The following is a 14,738-nucleotide window of genomic DNA, read 5'->3' as shown; positions in this document are numbered from 1 at the left end:
CGCTCACCGCGCCTCGTCCAGCGTACAGACCACCGTGCAGACCACGCCGCGCGGCAGGAAATCGACGGTGGCCTCGCCGCCGAGCTGGTCGCGTGCGCTGCGCTCGATCAGGCGCGAGCCGAAGCCGCGCTGTACCGGCGCGGTCACCGGCGGTCCGCCGATCTCGGTCCAGATCAGGCGCAGCCGCGGTTTCGGGGCATCGGCGATGATCTCCCAATCCAGCGTCACCCGGCCGGTCTCGTTGGACAGCGCGCCATATTTCGCGGCGTTGGTGGCGATCTCGTGCACGATCATCGACAGCACGACGGCGAGCCGCGGCGACAGCGGTACGGCGGGTCCGGCCATGCGGATGCGGTCGGGACTGTTCATCAGGAACGGCTGAAGCGCGCGGGCGATCACCTCCCGCAGCTCGGAGCCCGCCCATTTCTCCTGGCTCAGCAAATTATGCGCTTCGGCCAGTGCGCCAAGCCGTCCCTCGAATTTCATCCGCTCGTCCCGGCTGGCGCTGCGGAAGGTCTGCACGGCGATCGCCTGCATCAAGGCAAGCGTGTTCTTGACGCGATGGTTGAGCTCATCGATCAGGAGATTGTGCAGCATCTCGCCGCGCGCGATCGTGGTCGCCATCCTGACCGCGAAGGTCAGGCCGGTCAGCAGCAGGATGCCGCCGATCAGGCTGGTGATCGCGATGTTGCGCCAGAGCGGCGCGATCAGCGAGCTTTCGTCGACGCCGGCGGCGATCGTCCAGCCCGTCAGCCGCGATCGTGTGTAGGCCGCGGCCAGAGCGACGCCGTCGAGTGACACCGTCGGGAGCGATGCCTCGCTGCGGCGAAACATCTCGGCATAAAGCGAGGGCGAGGCGCGCTTGCCAAAGGTCTCGCTGGGGTTCGGCGCGCGCGCAAACACGATGCCCTTGGTGTCGAGCAGAGTCACGGTCCAGAGCGGGTCGGGCCGTTGCTTCTCCACCAGCTCCTGAAAGATACTGATCGGCGGGCTGAAGCAGAGGTCGTAGATCACCTCGCCGTCGCGGAACACCGGAACCTCGACGGTGAGCACCTGCCGCCCGTTGATCGCGCCGGTGAACAGGTCGGAATATTGCGGCGACCTGGTCGCAAATACCTTTTCGATGATCTCGAGATGGCCGCGTGGCGGCAGGCTTGCGGTGTCTTCCGTTGCGGAGGAGAACAGCAACCGGCCCTTGCGATCGGAGATCAGCACCAACCCGCCCTTGCCATATTGGTCGACGAAGCCGAGCGCGATGCGGCGGAAGTTCTGGAAGTCGTCGTTACGCAGCGAATTCGTCAGTGCAAGGACTTGCAAGCCGCCGGTCATCCGCTGCACCTCGGAGTCGAGCACGAGGCGCATGCTACGCACGTTCTCCAGCACCCGGCGGGTCGCGTCGCTTCGATCCTGTTTGTAATTGTAGAATACAATGCCAACCGCAAAGACGATCAGCGGCAACATCGTTCCTGTCACCAGAAGAGCGAGCCGGACCGGCAGGGTGAGCTTTGACAAACGCGGGCGTCCCGGTTCCGGCGCAGCGGCGCCGGATTATGATTTTGGGCAGACCATACGTGCGGGACTTGCGCGGCGCCATGTTTTTCGCAGATGGCGAGCGGTTCGGAAACGAGATGTTGCAGCGCAGTTCGGGATGTCCGCGCTCCAATCGGACGGCACGGCCTCCAGCTCGACGTCGCCCGGCACGGTCGCGCCGACGATGATCTTTTCCTTTGTCGTGATCGGGCGAAGGTGATGCTCGGTGACGTAGGATTTGATCCTGGTCCGGTATTGCGGCTCGATCTGAACAGCTGCCTCGTGACCGGTTCCGGTGGTTGTCACCACGGTGGATTGCGCAAACGCACTGGTCGAGATCAGAACCGCCGCGGCGGATAGCAGGAGCAGCTTCTTCATCTTTGTCCTCCTCACGAGAATAAGCGCCGCGCGGCCGACGAATTCTGCGTCGTGCAGGACGTCAAGACGAAGAAGTGTACTCGTCGACAAGAAGCCGACGGACACGTCGATGACCGTCGTCAGCCCGTCGGGCACGATCTACAAATCGCGGACCGAAGCTGAGAGCGGCAAACGCCGGTATTGATCTTGTGGGCTGTGCCGGCCGTGCTGGTGATCGGCGGCGGCATCTATCTGATCGGGCATACACACTAGGCCTGCAGCAGCGGGCGAGCGGGTCCGTGCGTGCCGCACATTAGGTCCGCTCGTGGCCGGCCTCCTCCGGGAGTGCGACTGTGCCCATACAGCCCGCCCGCGCCGGCAGGGGCGCGAGTTGCAGTGCAACAGGTGGTGGGGGCTTAGCCCTGCGACGAAGAGTACCTCCAGCGCGCGCGAAATGACTTCCGTCCCGCCGACGTTTTTCATACCCTTCCCCTTCGCAAGCCGGATACCGGCTGCGCTCACGGCCCGGCGACAGGGCCGGAGCATCAAAGGGAGGGGAGACGATGAAGCGAAGGTCATTTCTCGCTGGTATCGGTGCGACCACTGCGGCGGCTACGATTGGGATGCCGTCGATCCTCAGGGCGCAAGCGCCGATCTCGCTGAACGGCGCGGTCCAGTTCAACGACGACCACGCCTTCAACCGGGCACTGCTCCGGTTCGAGGAGCTGGTGAAGAAGTATTACGGCAAGCCCGTCAACTTCACGCTGCACAGGAACTCCTCGCTCGGCCTCGAGAAGCAGTATTTCGAGTACATGTCGCAGGGCAAGGCGGTCGATTACGGCATCGTCTCGCCGGCTCACATGTCGACCTTCGCCAAGGCGGCCCCCTTCATCGATGCGCCCTTCGTGTTCAAGGGCATCGAGCACATGAACAAGGTCGTCGAGGCCAACATCCTGGCGCCGATCGCTGACGAGGTCGCGGCGAAGGCCGAGGTCGTCCTGATCGGTTATGCCGGCGGCGGCATCCGCAACATCTTCGCCAACAAGCCGCTCAAGAATCTCGCCGATCTCAAGGGACTCAAGGTTCGCGTGCAGGGCGCGCCGATCTGGTCGAAGACCTTTGCGGCGGTCGGCATGAGCCCGACGGTGATCGCCTATAACGAGATCTACAACGCGATCCAGAACGGCGTGATATCGGCCGGCGAAAACGAGGCGGCCGGCGTCGAGGCGATGAAGTTCTACGAAGTCGCTCCGCATCTCAACCTGACCCAGCACGCCGTGTCGATCCGGCCGATCTGCTTCTCGGTGAAGACGCTGAAGACCCTGCCGAAGGAGTTGCAGGACGCGATCATGAAGGCCGGCAAGGAGGCCGGCGACTACGGCCGTCAGCTCGAGTCGAGCGAAGAGGTCGTCAAGCTCGACACGCTCGAGAAGGCCGGCAAGCTCAAGCGCGTTCCCTTCGAGGAGCGGGACGCCATGAAGAAGCTCGCCGACCCCGTGATGGCCACCTACGCCAAGGAAATCGGTGCGGAGGGCATTTTCGAGAAGATCAACGTCGTCTGAGGTCTTTGCGTCCGCCGACAGCATCTCCGGGCAAGCCCCGCTTCTTGCCCGGAACTGGCGGATGAGTTGCTGCACGGAGCCCCAATGTCTGAAATGCCCGTCCCGTCCACACCGTCGCTGTGGCGTCGCGTCTCGGCGGCCTATGCGAAGCTGCTGGAATTCCTGCTGGCCGTCTGCGTCGGCGTCCTGGTCGTTCCGGTCACGCTGCAAATCATCTCACGCTACACGCCCTTCATTCCGTCCTACATCTGGACGGAGGAGATGGCGCGCTTCCTGTTCGTCTGGACGATCATGATCGGCGCCATGGTCGGCGTGCGCGAAGCGCAGCATTTCGAGGTCGATGTGTGGCCCGATTTGTCGCGGCGGTCGGAGGCCGCGGTGCGAATCCTCGCGCGGCTCGGCATACTGGCGCTGGCGCTGGTGTTCGTATCGGCCGGCCTCGAGTTCACCCGCTTCGCCTGGAACAGGACTTCGGAACTGGCCGATCTGCCGCTTTGGCTGATTCACGTCGCCTGGCCCGTTGCCGGAGTCACGTGGATCGTTTTCGCGGGTGAACAGATCGTCGATGAAATGCGCATTCTGGTTGGGGCAGGGCGATGAGCGGCAATGTACTCTCTGCCGGACAGGCCGCGATGGTGCTGTTCGGGGTTTTCATCGGCCTGCTCATCGTGCGCGTGCCGGTGGCCTTCGCGCTCGGCCTTGCCTGCGTGCCGATCCTGCTGATCGAGCCGCATCTGTCGCTGATGACGCTCGCGCAGGAGACCTTCAATGCGTACAATTCATTCATCCTGCTGGCGGTGCCGTTCTTCCTGCTGACGGCGAACCTGATGAGCATCGGCGGCATCACCGACCGCCTGGTTGCGCTGTCGCGCTCGATGGTCGGTCACTGGCCGGGGTCGCTGGCGCAAATCAACGTCGTGCTATCGGTGTTCTTTGCCGGTATCTCCGGCTCCTCGACCGCCGACGCGGCGAGCCAGTCAAAGATCTTCATCGATGCGCAGACCAAGGAGGGCTACGACCTCTCGTTCTCCATTGCCATCACGGCGGTGTCGGCGGTTCTGGCGGTAATCATCCCGCCGTCGATCCTGATGATCGTCTGGGGCGGGCTGATCTCGACCTCGATTGCGGCGATGTATCTGGCTGGCATCGTGCCGGGCCTGCTGATCGCGGGCGCGCAGATGGCGACGGTGCATGTCTATGCCGTGCGCCGCGGCTACCCGACCTATCCGAAGGCAAGCTGGGTCGAGATGCGATGCGCCATCTGGCGGTCGATACCGGCCATGATGACGCCGTTCATCATCGTTGGCGGCATCCTGCTCGGCTGGTTCACCGCGACCGAGTCCGCCTGTGTTGCGGTGCTCTATTCTGTGGTGCTCTCAGCATTCTTCTATCGCGAGACGGGTCTACGCGAATTGTACAAGGCGTTGCTCGATACCGGGCGCCTCGCCGGCGTGGCACTGTTCTGCGTCGGCACCGCAAGTGCGTTTGGCTGGCTGCTCGCCTACTACAAGATCCCTCAGGAACTGCTGGCCAATGTCTCGACATGGGGCATGGGCGCTGTTGCGGCCGGCTTCTTCATCTCCTTCTGCTTTCTGGTCGTCGGCTGCTTTCTCGACGCCATCCCGGCCATTATCATCGTCGGCACGGTGCTGGAGCCGCTCGCCAAGTCGGTCGATCTCCATCCGGTTCAGTTCGCGATCATCTCCATCGTGTCGCTGGCCTTCGGACTGGTGACGCCGCCCTACGGCCTGTGTCTGATGATCGCCTGCTCGATCGCGGGCGTGCGGCTGCGTTATGCGCTGAAGGACACGGTCATCATGCTGATTCCGATGCTGCTCGTGCTCGCGGCAGTCATCGTCTGGCCCAGCGTGTCGCTGTTCCTGCCGCGTCTGATCGTGCCGGAGATGCTTAAATGAGCGTCTGACGGCGCGATCCCGCGGCGGTGGGCCGCGGGATCGGTTGGATTGGTTACAGATTGCTCTCGGTGATCGCGGCGTAGACCATGCTGCGCAGCTCGCGCCGGATCGGGTAGGCGCTCGACGGCAGCACCTGCGTCATGAAGATCGCGATCAGCTCTTCGGCCGGATCGATCCAGAACGAGGTCGTGGCTGCGCCGCCCCAATTGTATTCGCCGGGGCTGCCGGCGATCAGCGTTTCGGACGGGCGCATGGTCACCGCGAAGCCGAGGCCGAAGCCGATGCCGTTATAGGTGGCCTCGGAGAAGAGCGAGCGCGACACTTCGGGCAGGGCGCCGCCGCCCGGAATGTGGTTGCTGGTCATCAGCGCCAGCGTCTTCGGCCCGATCAGCCTGACGCCGCCGAGCTCGCCGCCGTTGAGAAGCGCGCGGCAGAAGGTGAGATAGTCTGCCACTGTCGAGCAGAGGCCGCCGCCCCCGGATATGAAGGAGGGCGGGGTAAGGAACGAGCTCGTTGCGGGGTCGTCCTGAAGCGTCAGGCCCTCGCGCCGCTGGCCGGCATGGAAGGTCATGCCGCCACCGGGGTCGGCCGAGTAGCAGGCGGCGAACCGGTGGGCCTTGGAAGCAGGCACGTGGAAATCGGTGTCGGTCATGCCGAGCGGGTCGAGAATGCGTTGCTTCAGGAATTGCTCGAAGGGGATTCCCGAGATCTTGCCGATGAGATAGCCGAGCACGTCGGTCGAGACCGAATAGTTCCAGGCCTCGCCCGGCGAGAACTCCAGCGGGATTTTTGCGAGGCTCTCGATCATGGTCTGGAGCGTGCCTGACTTCTCGACCTCGCCGATTTTCTCGGCGCGGTAGGCGGCATCGACATTGGAGCGTTGCTGGAAGCCGTAAGTGAGGCCGGAGGTGTGGCGCAGGAGGTCGACGATCAGCATCGGCCGGGACGGCGGGCGGGTCAGGAAGGCAGGCGAAGTGCCGGCGACGAACACGCCGAGATCCTTCCATTCCGGAATGAATTTGGCGACGGGCTCGTCGATCGCGACCAGGCCTTCCTCGACCAGCATCATGAAGGCGACGCTGGTGAGCGGCTTGGTCATGGAATAGATGCGGTAGATGGTGTCGTCCTTGACCGCCAGCTTGCGCTCGACGTCGGCAAAGCCTTGAACCGAGCTGTGCGCGACCTTGCCGCGGCGGTAGACCAGGAGATGCGTGCCCGGGAAGCGGCCGGCATCGATGTACCGGTTCTTCAGATGCGCATCGATGCGGTCGAGCGCGGCCTTGGACATGCCGACGGATTCGGGCGAGGCGGGGGTGGGGGCGAGCATCAGTTCCTCCGGGCAGTTTTGTCGGTCCGTTGATAGCCAAATGACGGCCCCATTCCAAGCCGCTCGCGCTTAACGCGAGCGGGCCGGCTGGTGTAGGCTGGCCCCTGGAACGCCTCCAGGCCCCCCCGGGGCCAATGAGAAAACGCAGGGCAAACCATCATGACCCAGTTCAACGAGACTGATCTCACCCAGGCCGTCGTCAAAAGCTTCGACAGCACGCCCGATCCGCGCGCGAAATTCCTGCTCCAGGAATTGGTGAAGTCGCTGCACGATTACGTGAGCAAGACGGGTCTCACCTTCGAGGAATGGGACTACGCCATCGATTTCCTGACCCGCACCGGGCAGAAATGCACCGACACCCGCCAGGAGTTCATCCTGCTGTCCGACGTGCTCGGTGTCTCCATGCTGGTCGACGCGGTCAACCATCGCGACCGCGAGGGCGCCACCCAGACAACCGTGCTCGGCCCGTTCTATGTCGGCGAGCACAAGGTGGCCGCGCACGGCACCGACATCTCGCCGAACAATCAAACCGGCGAGCGGATGTTCGTGCAGAGCCGCGTTACCGATCTCAAGGGCAAGCCGCTGGCCAATGTCCCCGTCGACGTCTGGCATGCCGATGACGACGGCTTCTACGATTCCCAGAAGCCGAATTATGACGAGGTCGGCGCTTCGGCGCGGGCGCGCTTCATCACCGATGACGATGGCCGCTTCTTCTTCCGTACCATCTTGCCATGCAGCTATCCGATCCCGACCGACGGCCCGGTCGGCGAGATGATCATGCAGACCAAGCGTCATCCGATGCGCCCGGCGCATGTGCACTTCCTGGTCAACGCGAAGGGATACGAGCCGCTGATCACGCACGTCTTCATGGACGGCGACAAATATCTGGATTCCGACGTGGTGTTCGGGGTCAAGGATGATCTCGTCGCCAAGGTCGAGCCGCGCAACGATCCCGCGATGCCTGACGGCTCCAAGGCGGACGGTCAGTGGCATTTGATGAGCTATGAATTCCACCTCAAGCCCGGTGGCGGCATGGCGCCGACGCCGCTTGGTGTGAAGGCTGTGGAGCGGGCCTGATGGCCCGCCGGGATGCCGCGGCACTCCGGGCGCGTACGAAGTCCGCTGTGTTTCTGATAGCGGCGCAATAACGGACCTCAGCGTTCGGAGTTGGGCCATCCACGGAAGTCGTCAACCTACCAGCGATTAAGTCGCCACTTGGTCGACTGATCCCGATTCACCACCCAAGTCTACCTAGGTATGGTCACTTCATACCTGCGCGCGATGGCGCCGGCCAAGTGCTTGGTGGTACCGATGCATCCAGAGTGAAAAGCAACGGAACCGGCCTGCGAGCCGGCAGTTGCGGGACAAGGCCGGCGGCGTAGCGCCCGCCGGCCCTTCTCCCGAACTAACCGGCGCTTTGCCGCTCAATTGCTGCTGATTGCCATGGTTGGTGCAGAGAGTACGCCATGAGAAACATCGCCGATCTCCTGATGCGGTTCTGGCAGGGAAGCCGACCCGCGTCCAATACTCAGATTGCGGCTATCGCTGAAAACCAGGATCGATCCAGCATGGCTGATTTTGTCAGGATCCTGCAGGCCTACGATCAAGCCCCGTAGGGCCGACCGCGTCTGTCCGTGATACGGATGTCAGGCAAACAAAACTCAAGACGCGGCCTCACCGCTAGATGGGCCCGTCAGCGACGGGGATCTTGAAGTCTCGGAATTCGGCCGGTGCGCGCACGATGCGTTGCACGATCACCGATCAGGGTTTGGGACCCATTCCTCCGCGGTTGAGTCCCAATGATGGGTGTCGTCGAACTGTTTCCAGAGTGGCCGCCTTGACTTACTTTCACCGCTCTGTCGGTTTGCATTCGGTGCGCGGAGTTGGACGACGAGCGCCCCGGCCTTCATCACCCATTCGCGAGCGTTATATCGGGAGTTCCATTTGATTGCCGCGAGCATTGGATGCCTCCTTCAAAGTAAGAAGCTTTCGTCACTTTAGCCCGAGCCAAGACCCAAGGATGTAAACCACTTCACAGTTGGTCAACATCTTCGACATAGGGGCCGGCGACCTCACCACGGGGCGACCTCAACTAGGTTCGCTCGACGTTCCGGCCTCCGGCATGGGTCACGTTGCCGCGCGATCAAAAGGCACGCGACGAAACGCAGCATTGTACTTGCGCGCGAAGGCGCGTCCTTTTGACAAAGTGTATTCTATCGCTGATGGGCGGCGCTCGATAGAGGCCAGCGCATGCTTGAGCTTTGGAACAGCTGGTACGACACCCTGGCGTCGGTGGAGGCGCTTGCCACGGTCATCATCATTGTCCTAGTGGCTGCAGGCGCTATCACGCTGGCGGATAGTCGGCGCCGATGGACGCGTCCGACAAAAGATTGATCTAGGGAGACCTCGATAAAGTTCCTGCATGACCGTCAAGAGTCGACGCTTCGGCCCTAGCGGGCGTGCAGCAGCGCCAGCAGCACGACGACGGCGCAGGCGAGAGCGGCCGAGGTCAGCTTCCAGAACATCAGCGGGCTGCGCTCCAATAGCGGCGTGATCCGCGTGTCCAGATAGGCCGGATTGGGCGTACGAAGCTCGAAGACGAATTCGGACAGGTCCTCGTGCCGCTTGTAGGGATCGGGATGAAGCGCGCGGCGGAGCGCGCCGTCGATCCAGGCCGGCACGCTGCGGTCGTCGTCCGCGGAGCGATATTTGAGCTTCCGCACGTCCGCCTTACGCCGGATCCTGGCAATTTGGGCGCCGTAGGGAAGCTTTCCCGTCAGCATCTGGTAGCAGATCACCGCCAGCGAAAACATGTCGGAGCGCGGCGAGCCGCCTTGCCCGAGAAAATACTCCGGCGCCGTATACTGGACCGTGCCCAGGATTTCGTCGGCCTCGTCCCGTGGCGCGGCCTCCGCGACGCCCGCGACCCTGACCGATCCGAAGTCGATGATCTTCGCGGTGCCGGTCTTGTCGATCAGGATGTTGTCGGGCCTGAGATCCTGATGCAGCATCTCCATGCGGTGGAAGGCGCGCAGGCCCGCGGCGATCTGCTCAATGATGCCACGCACCGTCTCGAGATCGGGGCGCGGATTGTCGGTCATCCACTGTTTCAGGGTCTGCCCCTCGACGAACTCGGTCGCGACATAGAGATAATTGCGGCGCCGCGACTGTGACAGCGGCTTCAGCACGTGCGGGCTGTCGATCCGGCGCGCGATCCACTCCTCCATCAGGAAGCGCTTGAGATAGGCGGCATTGTCGCGCAAATCGACCGACGGCAGCTTGAGCGCGACCGGCTCCTCGGTCTCGACATCGACGGCGAGATAGATGTGGCTGCGGCTGCTGCCGTGGATCTCGCGGACGATGCGGTAGCCGTCGAACATCGCGCGCGGCTCTGGCAGCGGGGGCAGCGGCAATTGTGAGGTCTGATTGAAGATGCCGGCCGGCTCGCGCTGCGGCACCGCGTCGATGCGGATAATCTGGACGGTGATGTTGTCGTCGCTGCCGCGCCGGTAGGCCTCCTCGACGATCGCCTTGGCCGCTCCGTCGAGCTCGCCTGCGTGCTCGTTCAGCGCGCTTGTGATGAAGCGCGCGTCGACGAATTCGTAGGCGCCGTCGGTCGCCAGCAGGAACGTGTCGCCGGCCTCGACCTCGAACGCCAGGTAGTCGATCTCGAGCTGCGGATTGATGCCGAGCGCGCGGCCGAGATAGGTCTGCTCCGACGATACGATGATCCGGTGATCGTCGGTGAGCTGCTCGAGCGCCTTGCCCGCGACGCGGTAGATGCGGCAGTCGCCGACATGGAAGATGTGCGCTGTGGTCGCCTTGATGACCATGGCGCTCAGCGTGCAGACATAGCCCTTGTCGCGGTCATAGGCGTATTGGCTCTTGCGCGTCTGCGCGTGCAGCCAGGAATTGGTCGCATCCAGCACGCGGCGGGCGGACGTCTTCACCGTCCAGGATTCCGACGTGCAGTAATAGTCCATCAGGAAGCTCTTGACCGCCGACTCGCTGGCGATCTGGCTCACCGTGCTAGAGGAGATGCCGTCGGCGAGGACCGCCGCGATGCCCTTCAGGCCGAGCAGCGGCTCCTCCGGAATCAGGACGCCGTGGAAATCCTGGTTGACCGGCTTGCGGCCCTTGTCGGAGTGCTGGCCGACCGAGATCAGGAGTCCGCGGGTCATCGTCATCACCAGGAGAGAGGAGCCTCACCCTGGCTGGGCGAGGCTCCCCTGTCGAGACGTGTTTGATCAGGCCGCAACGCGGGGCTTCGCGGCCTTGTCGACCTGCCGCTTGGGCAGGGTCATGACGTGCGTGGCGTAAAGGGTCATGCCGGTGAAGGCGAGGCCGCCGACGAGGTTGCCGAGCACAGTCGGGATCTCGTTCCAGATCAGATAGTCCAGGATCGAGAATTTTGCGCCGAGCAGCAGGCCGGACGGGAACAGGAACATGTTCACGACGGAATGCTCGAACACCATGTAGAAGAACACCAGGATCGGCATCCACATCGCGATGACCTTGCCGGGGACCGACGTCGAGATCATGGCGCCGACGACGCCGGTCGAGACCATCCAGTTGCAGAGCATGCCGCGCATGAACAGCGTCGCCATGCCGGCTGCACCGTGCGCGGCGTAGCCGAGCGTCCGGCTCTCGCCGATGATTCCGATGGCGGTGCCGACCTTGTCCGGCGGCTGCGTGAAGCCGAAGGTGGTGACGAAGGCCATCATGAAGGCGACCGTGAACGCGCCGGCGAAATTACCGATGAAGACAAGGCCCCAGTTGCGCAGCACGCCGCCGATCGTGACGCCGGGACGCTTGTCGATCAGGGCAAGCGGCGAGAGCACGAACACGCCGGTCAGGAGGTCGAAGCCGAGGAGGTACAACATGACGAAGCCGACCGGAAACAAGAGCGCGCCGACCAGCGGCTGACCCGTGTTGACGTTGATCGTGACGGCGAACCATGCGGCGAGCGTGAGGATGGCGCCGGCCATGTAGGCGCGGATGATGGTATCCCGGGTGGACATGAAGATCTTGGACTCGCCCGCATCCACCATCTTGGTGACGAATTCCGAAGGCGCGAGATACGACATCAATGGTTCCTTTTGCTTCGTAAGAGAGATCGACGCGCCCGGGAGCGCGGCTGCAACGTCATGGGCCGTGCCGGCTGGCCTGCCGCGCACGAGGGCTATGGAATGTCTGGAAGCCTTGGGAATCGCGTCACGAGGACTAAAGCCAGGAACGGCCGCGAGGCAGTTGAGCTTCCGGATGCAGCCGCCAGAGGCTGCACAATGCGGCGAGCCGCAGTCTTCGTTGACGTTCATAGAGAAGCAAGTTGCGTGCCGCGCCGTCCGGCAAGAAAAATATAGTCACATCAATAACATGGATCTAGGCCCAATCCGGCGTCACAGCACTTGGCGGCCTGTTGCTTGATCGGTTGCACAAGGCTTGTGCGCCGCACAAGAATTAAGCAGGCCGCAACTTTCGCATGCGGGCTGGACCTGCGACAGTCGCGCGCAGTCTCTTTAATGTACTGATCTATAATAAGTTTTCGGTGTGTCGGGCTTGGCATGAAGCTTGAATAGTTCCATGCCGACGCCATTGAAGCCGTCCCGCGAGACTTCTCATCCGACTTGCCGACGCCATCAGGCGGGGGTCTCCCCGCCGTGCGTTCGCATGCGCCAAAGGCGGCGCCGCCGGACGGACGGGCTGCTCGTGTGCACTGACGCCATCAATTCTGCAACGATGCAAAGGACGACACTGCCTATGACCAAGCGCACCCGCCGGCCCTCGGAGAGTGGCCTCAGCCGCCGTCAATTGTTGAAGGCCACCGGCTCGACCGCCGCACTTCTCGCCGCCGCAAAACTGAATTTCCCCGCCGGCGCTTTCGCGCAGGATTCAGGCCCCGAGGTCAAGGGTGCCAAGCTCGGCTTCATCGCGCTGAGCGATGCCGGCCCACTCTTCGTCGCCAAGGACAAGGGCCTGTTCGCCAAATATGGCATGCCCGACACCGACGTGCAGAAGCAGGCCTCCTGGGGCACCACGCGCGACAATCTCGTGCTCGGCTCCGAAGGCAACGGCATCGACGGCGCGCACATCCTGACCCCGATGCCTTACCTGATCTCGGCCGGCAAGGTGACGCAGAACAACCAGCCGACGCCGATGTACATCCTGGCGCGGCTCAATCTCGACAGTCAGTGCATCTCGGTCGCCAATGAATATGCGGACCTCAAGCTCGGTGTCGACGCATCGCCGTTCAAGGCGGCGCTGGAGAAGAAGAAAGTCTCCGGCAAGGCCGTGAAGGCCGCGATGACCTTCCCCGGCGGCACGCATGATCTCTGGATCCGCTATTGGCTCGCCGCGGGTGGCATCGATCCCGACAAGGACATCGAGACCATCGTGGTGCCGCCGCCGCAGATGGTGGCCAACATGAAGGTCGGCACCATGGACTGCTTCTGCGTCGGCGAGCCCTGGAATCTGCAGCTGATCAATCAGAAGATCGGCTACACCGCGGTCAACACCGGCGAGCTCTGGAACAAGCATCCGGAAAAGTCCTTCGGCATGCGCGCCGCCTTCGTCGACAAATATCCGAAGGCTGCCAAGGCGCTGCTGATGGCCGTGATGGAAGCCCAGCAATGGGCCGACAAGGCCGAGAACAAGGCCGAGCTCGCCGCCATCATGGGCAAACGGCAGTGGATGAACTGCCCGGTCGAGGACGTGCTCGATCGCAGCGCCGGCAAGTTCGACTACGGCATCCCCGGCAAGGTGGTCGAAAACTCGCCGCACATCATGAAGTACTGGCGCGACTTCGCTTCTTACCCGTTCCAGAGCCACGACCTCTGGTTCCTCACCGAGGATATCCGCTGGGGCAAGTACGAGCCTGGCTTCGACACCAAGGCGCTGATCGCCAAGGTCAATCGCGAGGACATGTGGCGCGATGCGGCCAAGACTCTGGGCGTCGCCGCCGCGGAAATTCCAACCTCCACCTCGCGTGGCAAGGAGACCTTCTTCGACGGCAAGGTGTTCGATCCCGAAAATCCGGCAGCCTATCTGAAGTCGCTCGCGATCAAGCGCGTCGAAGTCTGATGGAGCCTGCGGCCGCCGTCAGGCGGCCGCTTCGTCCTTTGAAGCCGGAGAGGGATTTTCGATGAACATTCCTGCCACCAAGATTGAGCTTGAGATCGCGTCGCCTGCGGCCGTTGCCGCGCCGGTCGTCGCGCTGACGCCGAAGCGCCCGCCGCGCACGGAAGCCTATGCACGGATGGCGCGGGAAACTGCCGTGCGCGTGATCCCACCGCTGGTCGTGATCGCGCTTTTGACGCTGGTCTGGGAACTGGTCTGCCGCCGCGCCGGCTCGGCGCTGCCGCCGCCGTCGAAAGTATTCAAGGACACCAAGGAGCTGATCCTCGATCCGTTCTTCGACCATGGCGGCATCGACAAGGGCCTGTTCTGGCATCTGTCCGCCAGTCTGCAGCGCGTTGCCCTGGGCTATTCGCTCTCGGCGATCGCCGGCATCGCGCTCGGCGTCCTGGTCGGGCAGTCGGTCTGGGCCATGCGCGGGCTCGATCCGCTGTTCCAGGTGCTGCGCACCATTCCGCCGCTGGCCTGGCTGCCGCTGTCGCTCGCGGCCTTCCGCGACGGTCAGCCCTCGGCGATCTTCGTCATCTTCATCACTTCGATCTGGCCGATCATCATCAACACCGCGGTCGGCATCCGCAACATCCCACAGGACTATCGCAACGTCGCCGCGGTGGTGCAGCTCAATCCGCTGGAATTCTTCGCCAAGATCATGATCCCGGCGGCCGCGCCCTACATCTTCACCGGCCTTCGCATCGGCATCGGCCTGTCGTGGCTGGCGATCGTCGCGGCGGAAATGCTGATCGGCGGTGTTGGCATCGGTTTCTTCATCTGGGACGCCTGGAACTCCTCGCATATCAGCGAGATCATCCTGGCGCTGTTCTATGTCGGCATCGTCGGCTTCGTGCTGGACCGCGTGATCGCGGGCCTCGGCAAGGTCGTCACCCGCGGCACCGCGCTGAACTGAGAGGAGAG

The 14,738-nt window shown here is 63.2% G+C and carries 12 protein-coding genes; 7 read left to right on the top strand and 5 right to left on the bottom strand.

Annotation, left to right across the window (positions count from 1 at the left end):
- Positions 1-3: 3 nt before the first annotated feature.
- Both BM190_RS24065 and BM190_RS41195 read right to left on the bottom strand, forming a co-directional pair.
- Positions 4-1,461, bottom strand: coding sequence for a sensor histidine kinase (locus tag BM190_RS24065; RefSeq protein ID WP_092259692.1), 1,458 nt, complete (start codon positions 1,459-1,461; stop codon positions 4-6).
- An 87-nt stretch (positions 1,462-1,548) separates the two neighbouring features.
- Positions 1,549-1,908 (bottom strand): DUF1236 domain-containing protein, encoded by a 360-nt coding sequence (locus BM190_RS41195; RefSeq protein ID WP_143109074.1) that lies wholly within the window; start codon positions 1,906-1,908, stop codon positions 1,549-1,551.
- A 542-nt stretch (positions 1,909-2,450) separates the two neighbouring features.
- Between BM190_RS41195 and BM190_RS24050 the strand changes: the two genes are divergently transcribed.
- The 3 genes from BM190_RS24050 (at position 2,451) to BM190_RS24040 (ending at position 5,365) form a co-directional block, all read left to right on the top strand.
- Positions 2,451-3,449 (top strand): TRAP transporter substrate-binding protein, encoded by a 999-nt coding sequence (locus BM190_RS24050; RefSeq protein ID WP_092259690.1) that lies wholly within the window; start codon positions 2,451-2,453, stop codon positions 3,447-3,449.
- A gap of 84 nt (positions 3,450-3,533) precedes the next feature.
- Positions 3,534-4,049, top strand: a complete 516-nt coding sequence (locus BM190_RS24045) for a TRAP transporter small permease (RefSeq protein WP_018322779.1) — start codon at positions 3,534-3,536, stop codon at positions 4,047-4,049.
- Positions 4,046-5,365 (top strand): TRAP transporter large permease, encoded by a 1,320-nt coding sequence (locus tag BM190_RS24040; RefSeq protein WP_092259688.1) that lies wholly within the window; start codon positions 4,046-4,048, stop codon positions 5,363-5,365. The genes BM190_RS24045 and BM190_RS24040 overlap by 4 nt, the downstream gene beginning before the upstream one ends.
- Before the next feature lie 52 nt (positions 5,366-5,417).
- Here BM190_RS24040 and BM190_RS24035 read toward each other — a convergent pair whose 3' ends face one another.
- Positions 5,418-6,692 carry a serine hydrolase domain-containing protein gene (locus BM190_RS24035; protein ID WP_092259686.1) on the bottom strand — a complete coding sequence of 425 codons (1,275 nt, stop codon included), beginning with the start codon at positions 6,690-6,692 and terminating at the stop codon, positions 5,418-5,420.
- Positions 6,693-6,851: 159 nt separating this feature from the next.
- Here BM190_RS24035 and BM190_RS24030 point away from each other — a divergent pair, with 159 nt between their 5' ends.
- Both BM190_RS24030 and BM190_RS40625 read left to right on the top strand, forming a co-directional pair.
- Entirely contained in the window at positions 6,852-7,769 is a 918-nt protein-coding gene (locus tag BM190_RS24030) for an intradiol ring-cleavage dioxygenase (RefSeq protein ID WP_092259684.1), read from the top strand.
- A 389-nt stretch (positions 7,770-8,158) separates the two neighbouring features.
- On the top strand, positions 8,159-8,308 hold the full coding sequence (locus BM190_RS40625) for a hypothetical protein (RefSeq protein ID WP_177237258.1): 150 nt from the start codon (positions 8,159-8,161) through the stop codon (positions 8,306-8,308).
- An 834-nt stretch (positions 8,309-9,142) separates the two neighbouring features.
- Here the strand turns inward: BM190_RS40625 and BM190_RS24025 are convergent.
- Together BM190_RS24025 and BM190_RS24020 are read right to left on the bottom strand one after the other, a co-directional pair.
- Complete coding sequence (locus BM190_RS24025; protein WP_018322785.1) at positions 9,143-10,879, bottom strand: bifunctional protein-serine/threonine kinase/phosphatase; 1,737 nt, start codon at positions 10,877-10,879, stop codon at positions 9,143-9,145.
- A 60-nt stretch (positions 10,880-10,939) separates the two neighbouring features.
- The gene (locus BM190_RS24020; protein ID WP_092259682.1) at positions 10,940-11,779 is read right to left on the bottom strand and encodes a formate/nitrite transporter family protein; all 840 of its coding nucleotides are present in this window, start codon (positions 11,777-11,779) and stop codon (positions 10,940-10,942) included.
- A gap of 673 nt (positions 11,780-12,452) precedes the next feature.
- Between BM190_RS24020 and BM190_RS24010 the strand changes: the two genes are divergently transcribed.
- Together BM190_RS24010 and ntrB are read left to right on the top strand one after the other, a co-directional pair.
- On the top strand, positions 12,453-13,772 hold the full coding sequence (locus tag BM190_RS24010; RefSeq protein WP_092259680.1) for a CmpA/NrtA family ABC transporter substrate-binding protein: 1,320 nt from the start codon (positions 12,453-12,455) through the stop codon (positions 13,770-13,772).
- A 61-nt stretch (positions 13,773-13,833) separates the two neighbouring features.
- Positions 13,834-14,730, top strand: a complete 897-nt coding sequence (ntrB, locus tag BM190_RS24005) for a nitrate ABC transporter permease (RefSeq protein ID WP_092259678.1) — start codon at positions 13,834-13,836, stop codon at positions 14,728-14,730.
- Positions 14,731-14,738 lie beyond the last annotated feature (8 nt).

It is taken from the genome of Bradyrhizobium sp. Rc3b, assembly GCF_900114915.1.
Taxonomy (GTDB): Bacteria; Pseudomonadota; Alphaproteobacteria; order Rhizobiales; family Xanthobacteraceae; genus Bradyrhizobium.
This window is presented reverse-complemented; position numbering and strand designations above follow the sequence as displayed.

Coding starts and splice junctions, on each gene's coding strand:
- BM190_RS24045 (WP_018322779.1), top strand. CDS start 3,534: ATGTCTGAAATGCCCGTCCCGTCCACACCGTCGCTGTGGCGTCGCGTC.
- BM190_RS24010 (WP_092259680.1), top strand. CDS start 12,453: ATGACCAAGCGCACCCGCCGGCCCTCGGAGAGTGGCCTCAGCCGCCGT.
- BM190_RS40625 (WP_177237258.1), top strand. CDS start 8,159: ATGAGAAACATCGCCGATCTCCTGATGCGGTTCTGGCAGGGAAGCCGA.
- BM190_RS41195 (WP_143109074.1), bottom strand. CDS start 1,908: ATGAAGAAGCTGCTCCTGCTATCCGCCGCGGCGGTTCTGATCTCGACC.
- BM190_RS24020 (WP_092259682.1), bottom strand. CDS start 11,779: ATGTCGTATCTCGCGCCTTCGGAATTCGTCACCAAGATGGTGGATGCG.
- BM190_RS24065 (WP_092259692.1), bottom strand. CDS start 1,461: ATGTTGCCGCTGATCGTCTTTGCGGTTGGCATTGTATTCTACAATTAC.
- BM190_RS24040 (WP_092259688.1), top strand. CDS start 4,046: ATGAGCGGCAATGTACTCTCTGCCGGACAGGCCGCGATGGTGCTGTTC.
- BM190_RS24050 (WP_092259690.1), top strand. CDS start 2,451: ATGAAGCGAAGGTCATTTCTCGCTGGTATCGGTGCGACCACTGCGGCG.
- BM190_RS24025 (WP_018322785.1), bottom strand. CDS start 10,879: ATGACGATGACCCGCGGACTCCTGATCTCGGTCGGCCAGCACTCCGAC.
- BM190_RS24035 (WP_092259686.1), bottom strand. CDS start 6,692: ATGCTCGCCCCCACCCCCGCCTCGCCCGAATCCGTCGGCATGTCCAAG.
- ntrB (WP_092259678.1), top strand. CDS start 13,834: ATGAACATTCCTGCCACCAAGATTGAGCTTGAGATCGCGTCGCCTGCG.
- BM190_RS24030 (WP_092259684.1), top strand. CDS start 6,852: ATGACCCAGTTCAACGAGACTGATCTCACCCAGGCCGTCGTCAAAAGC.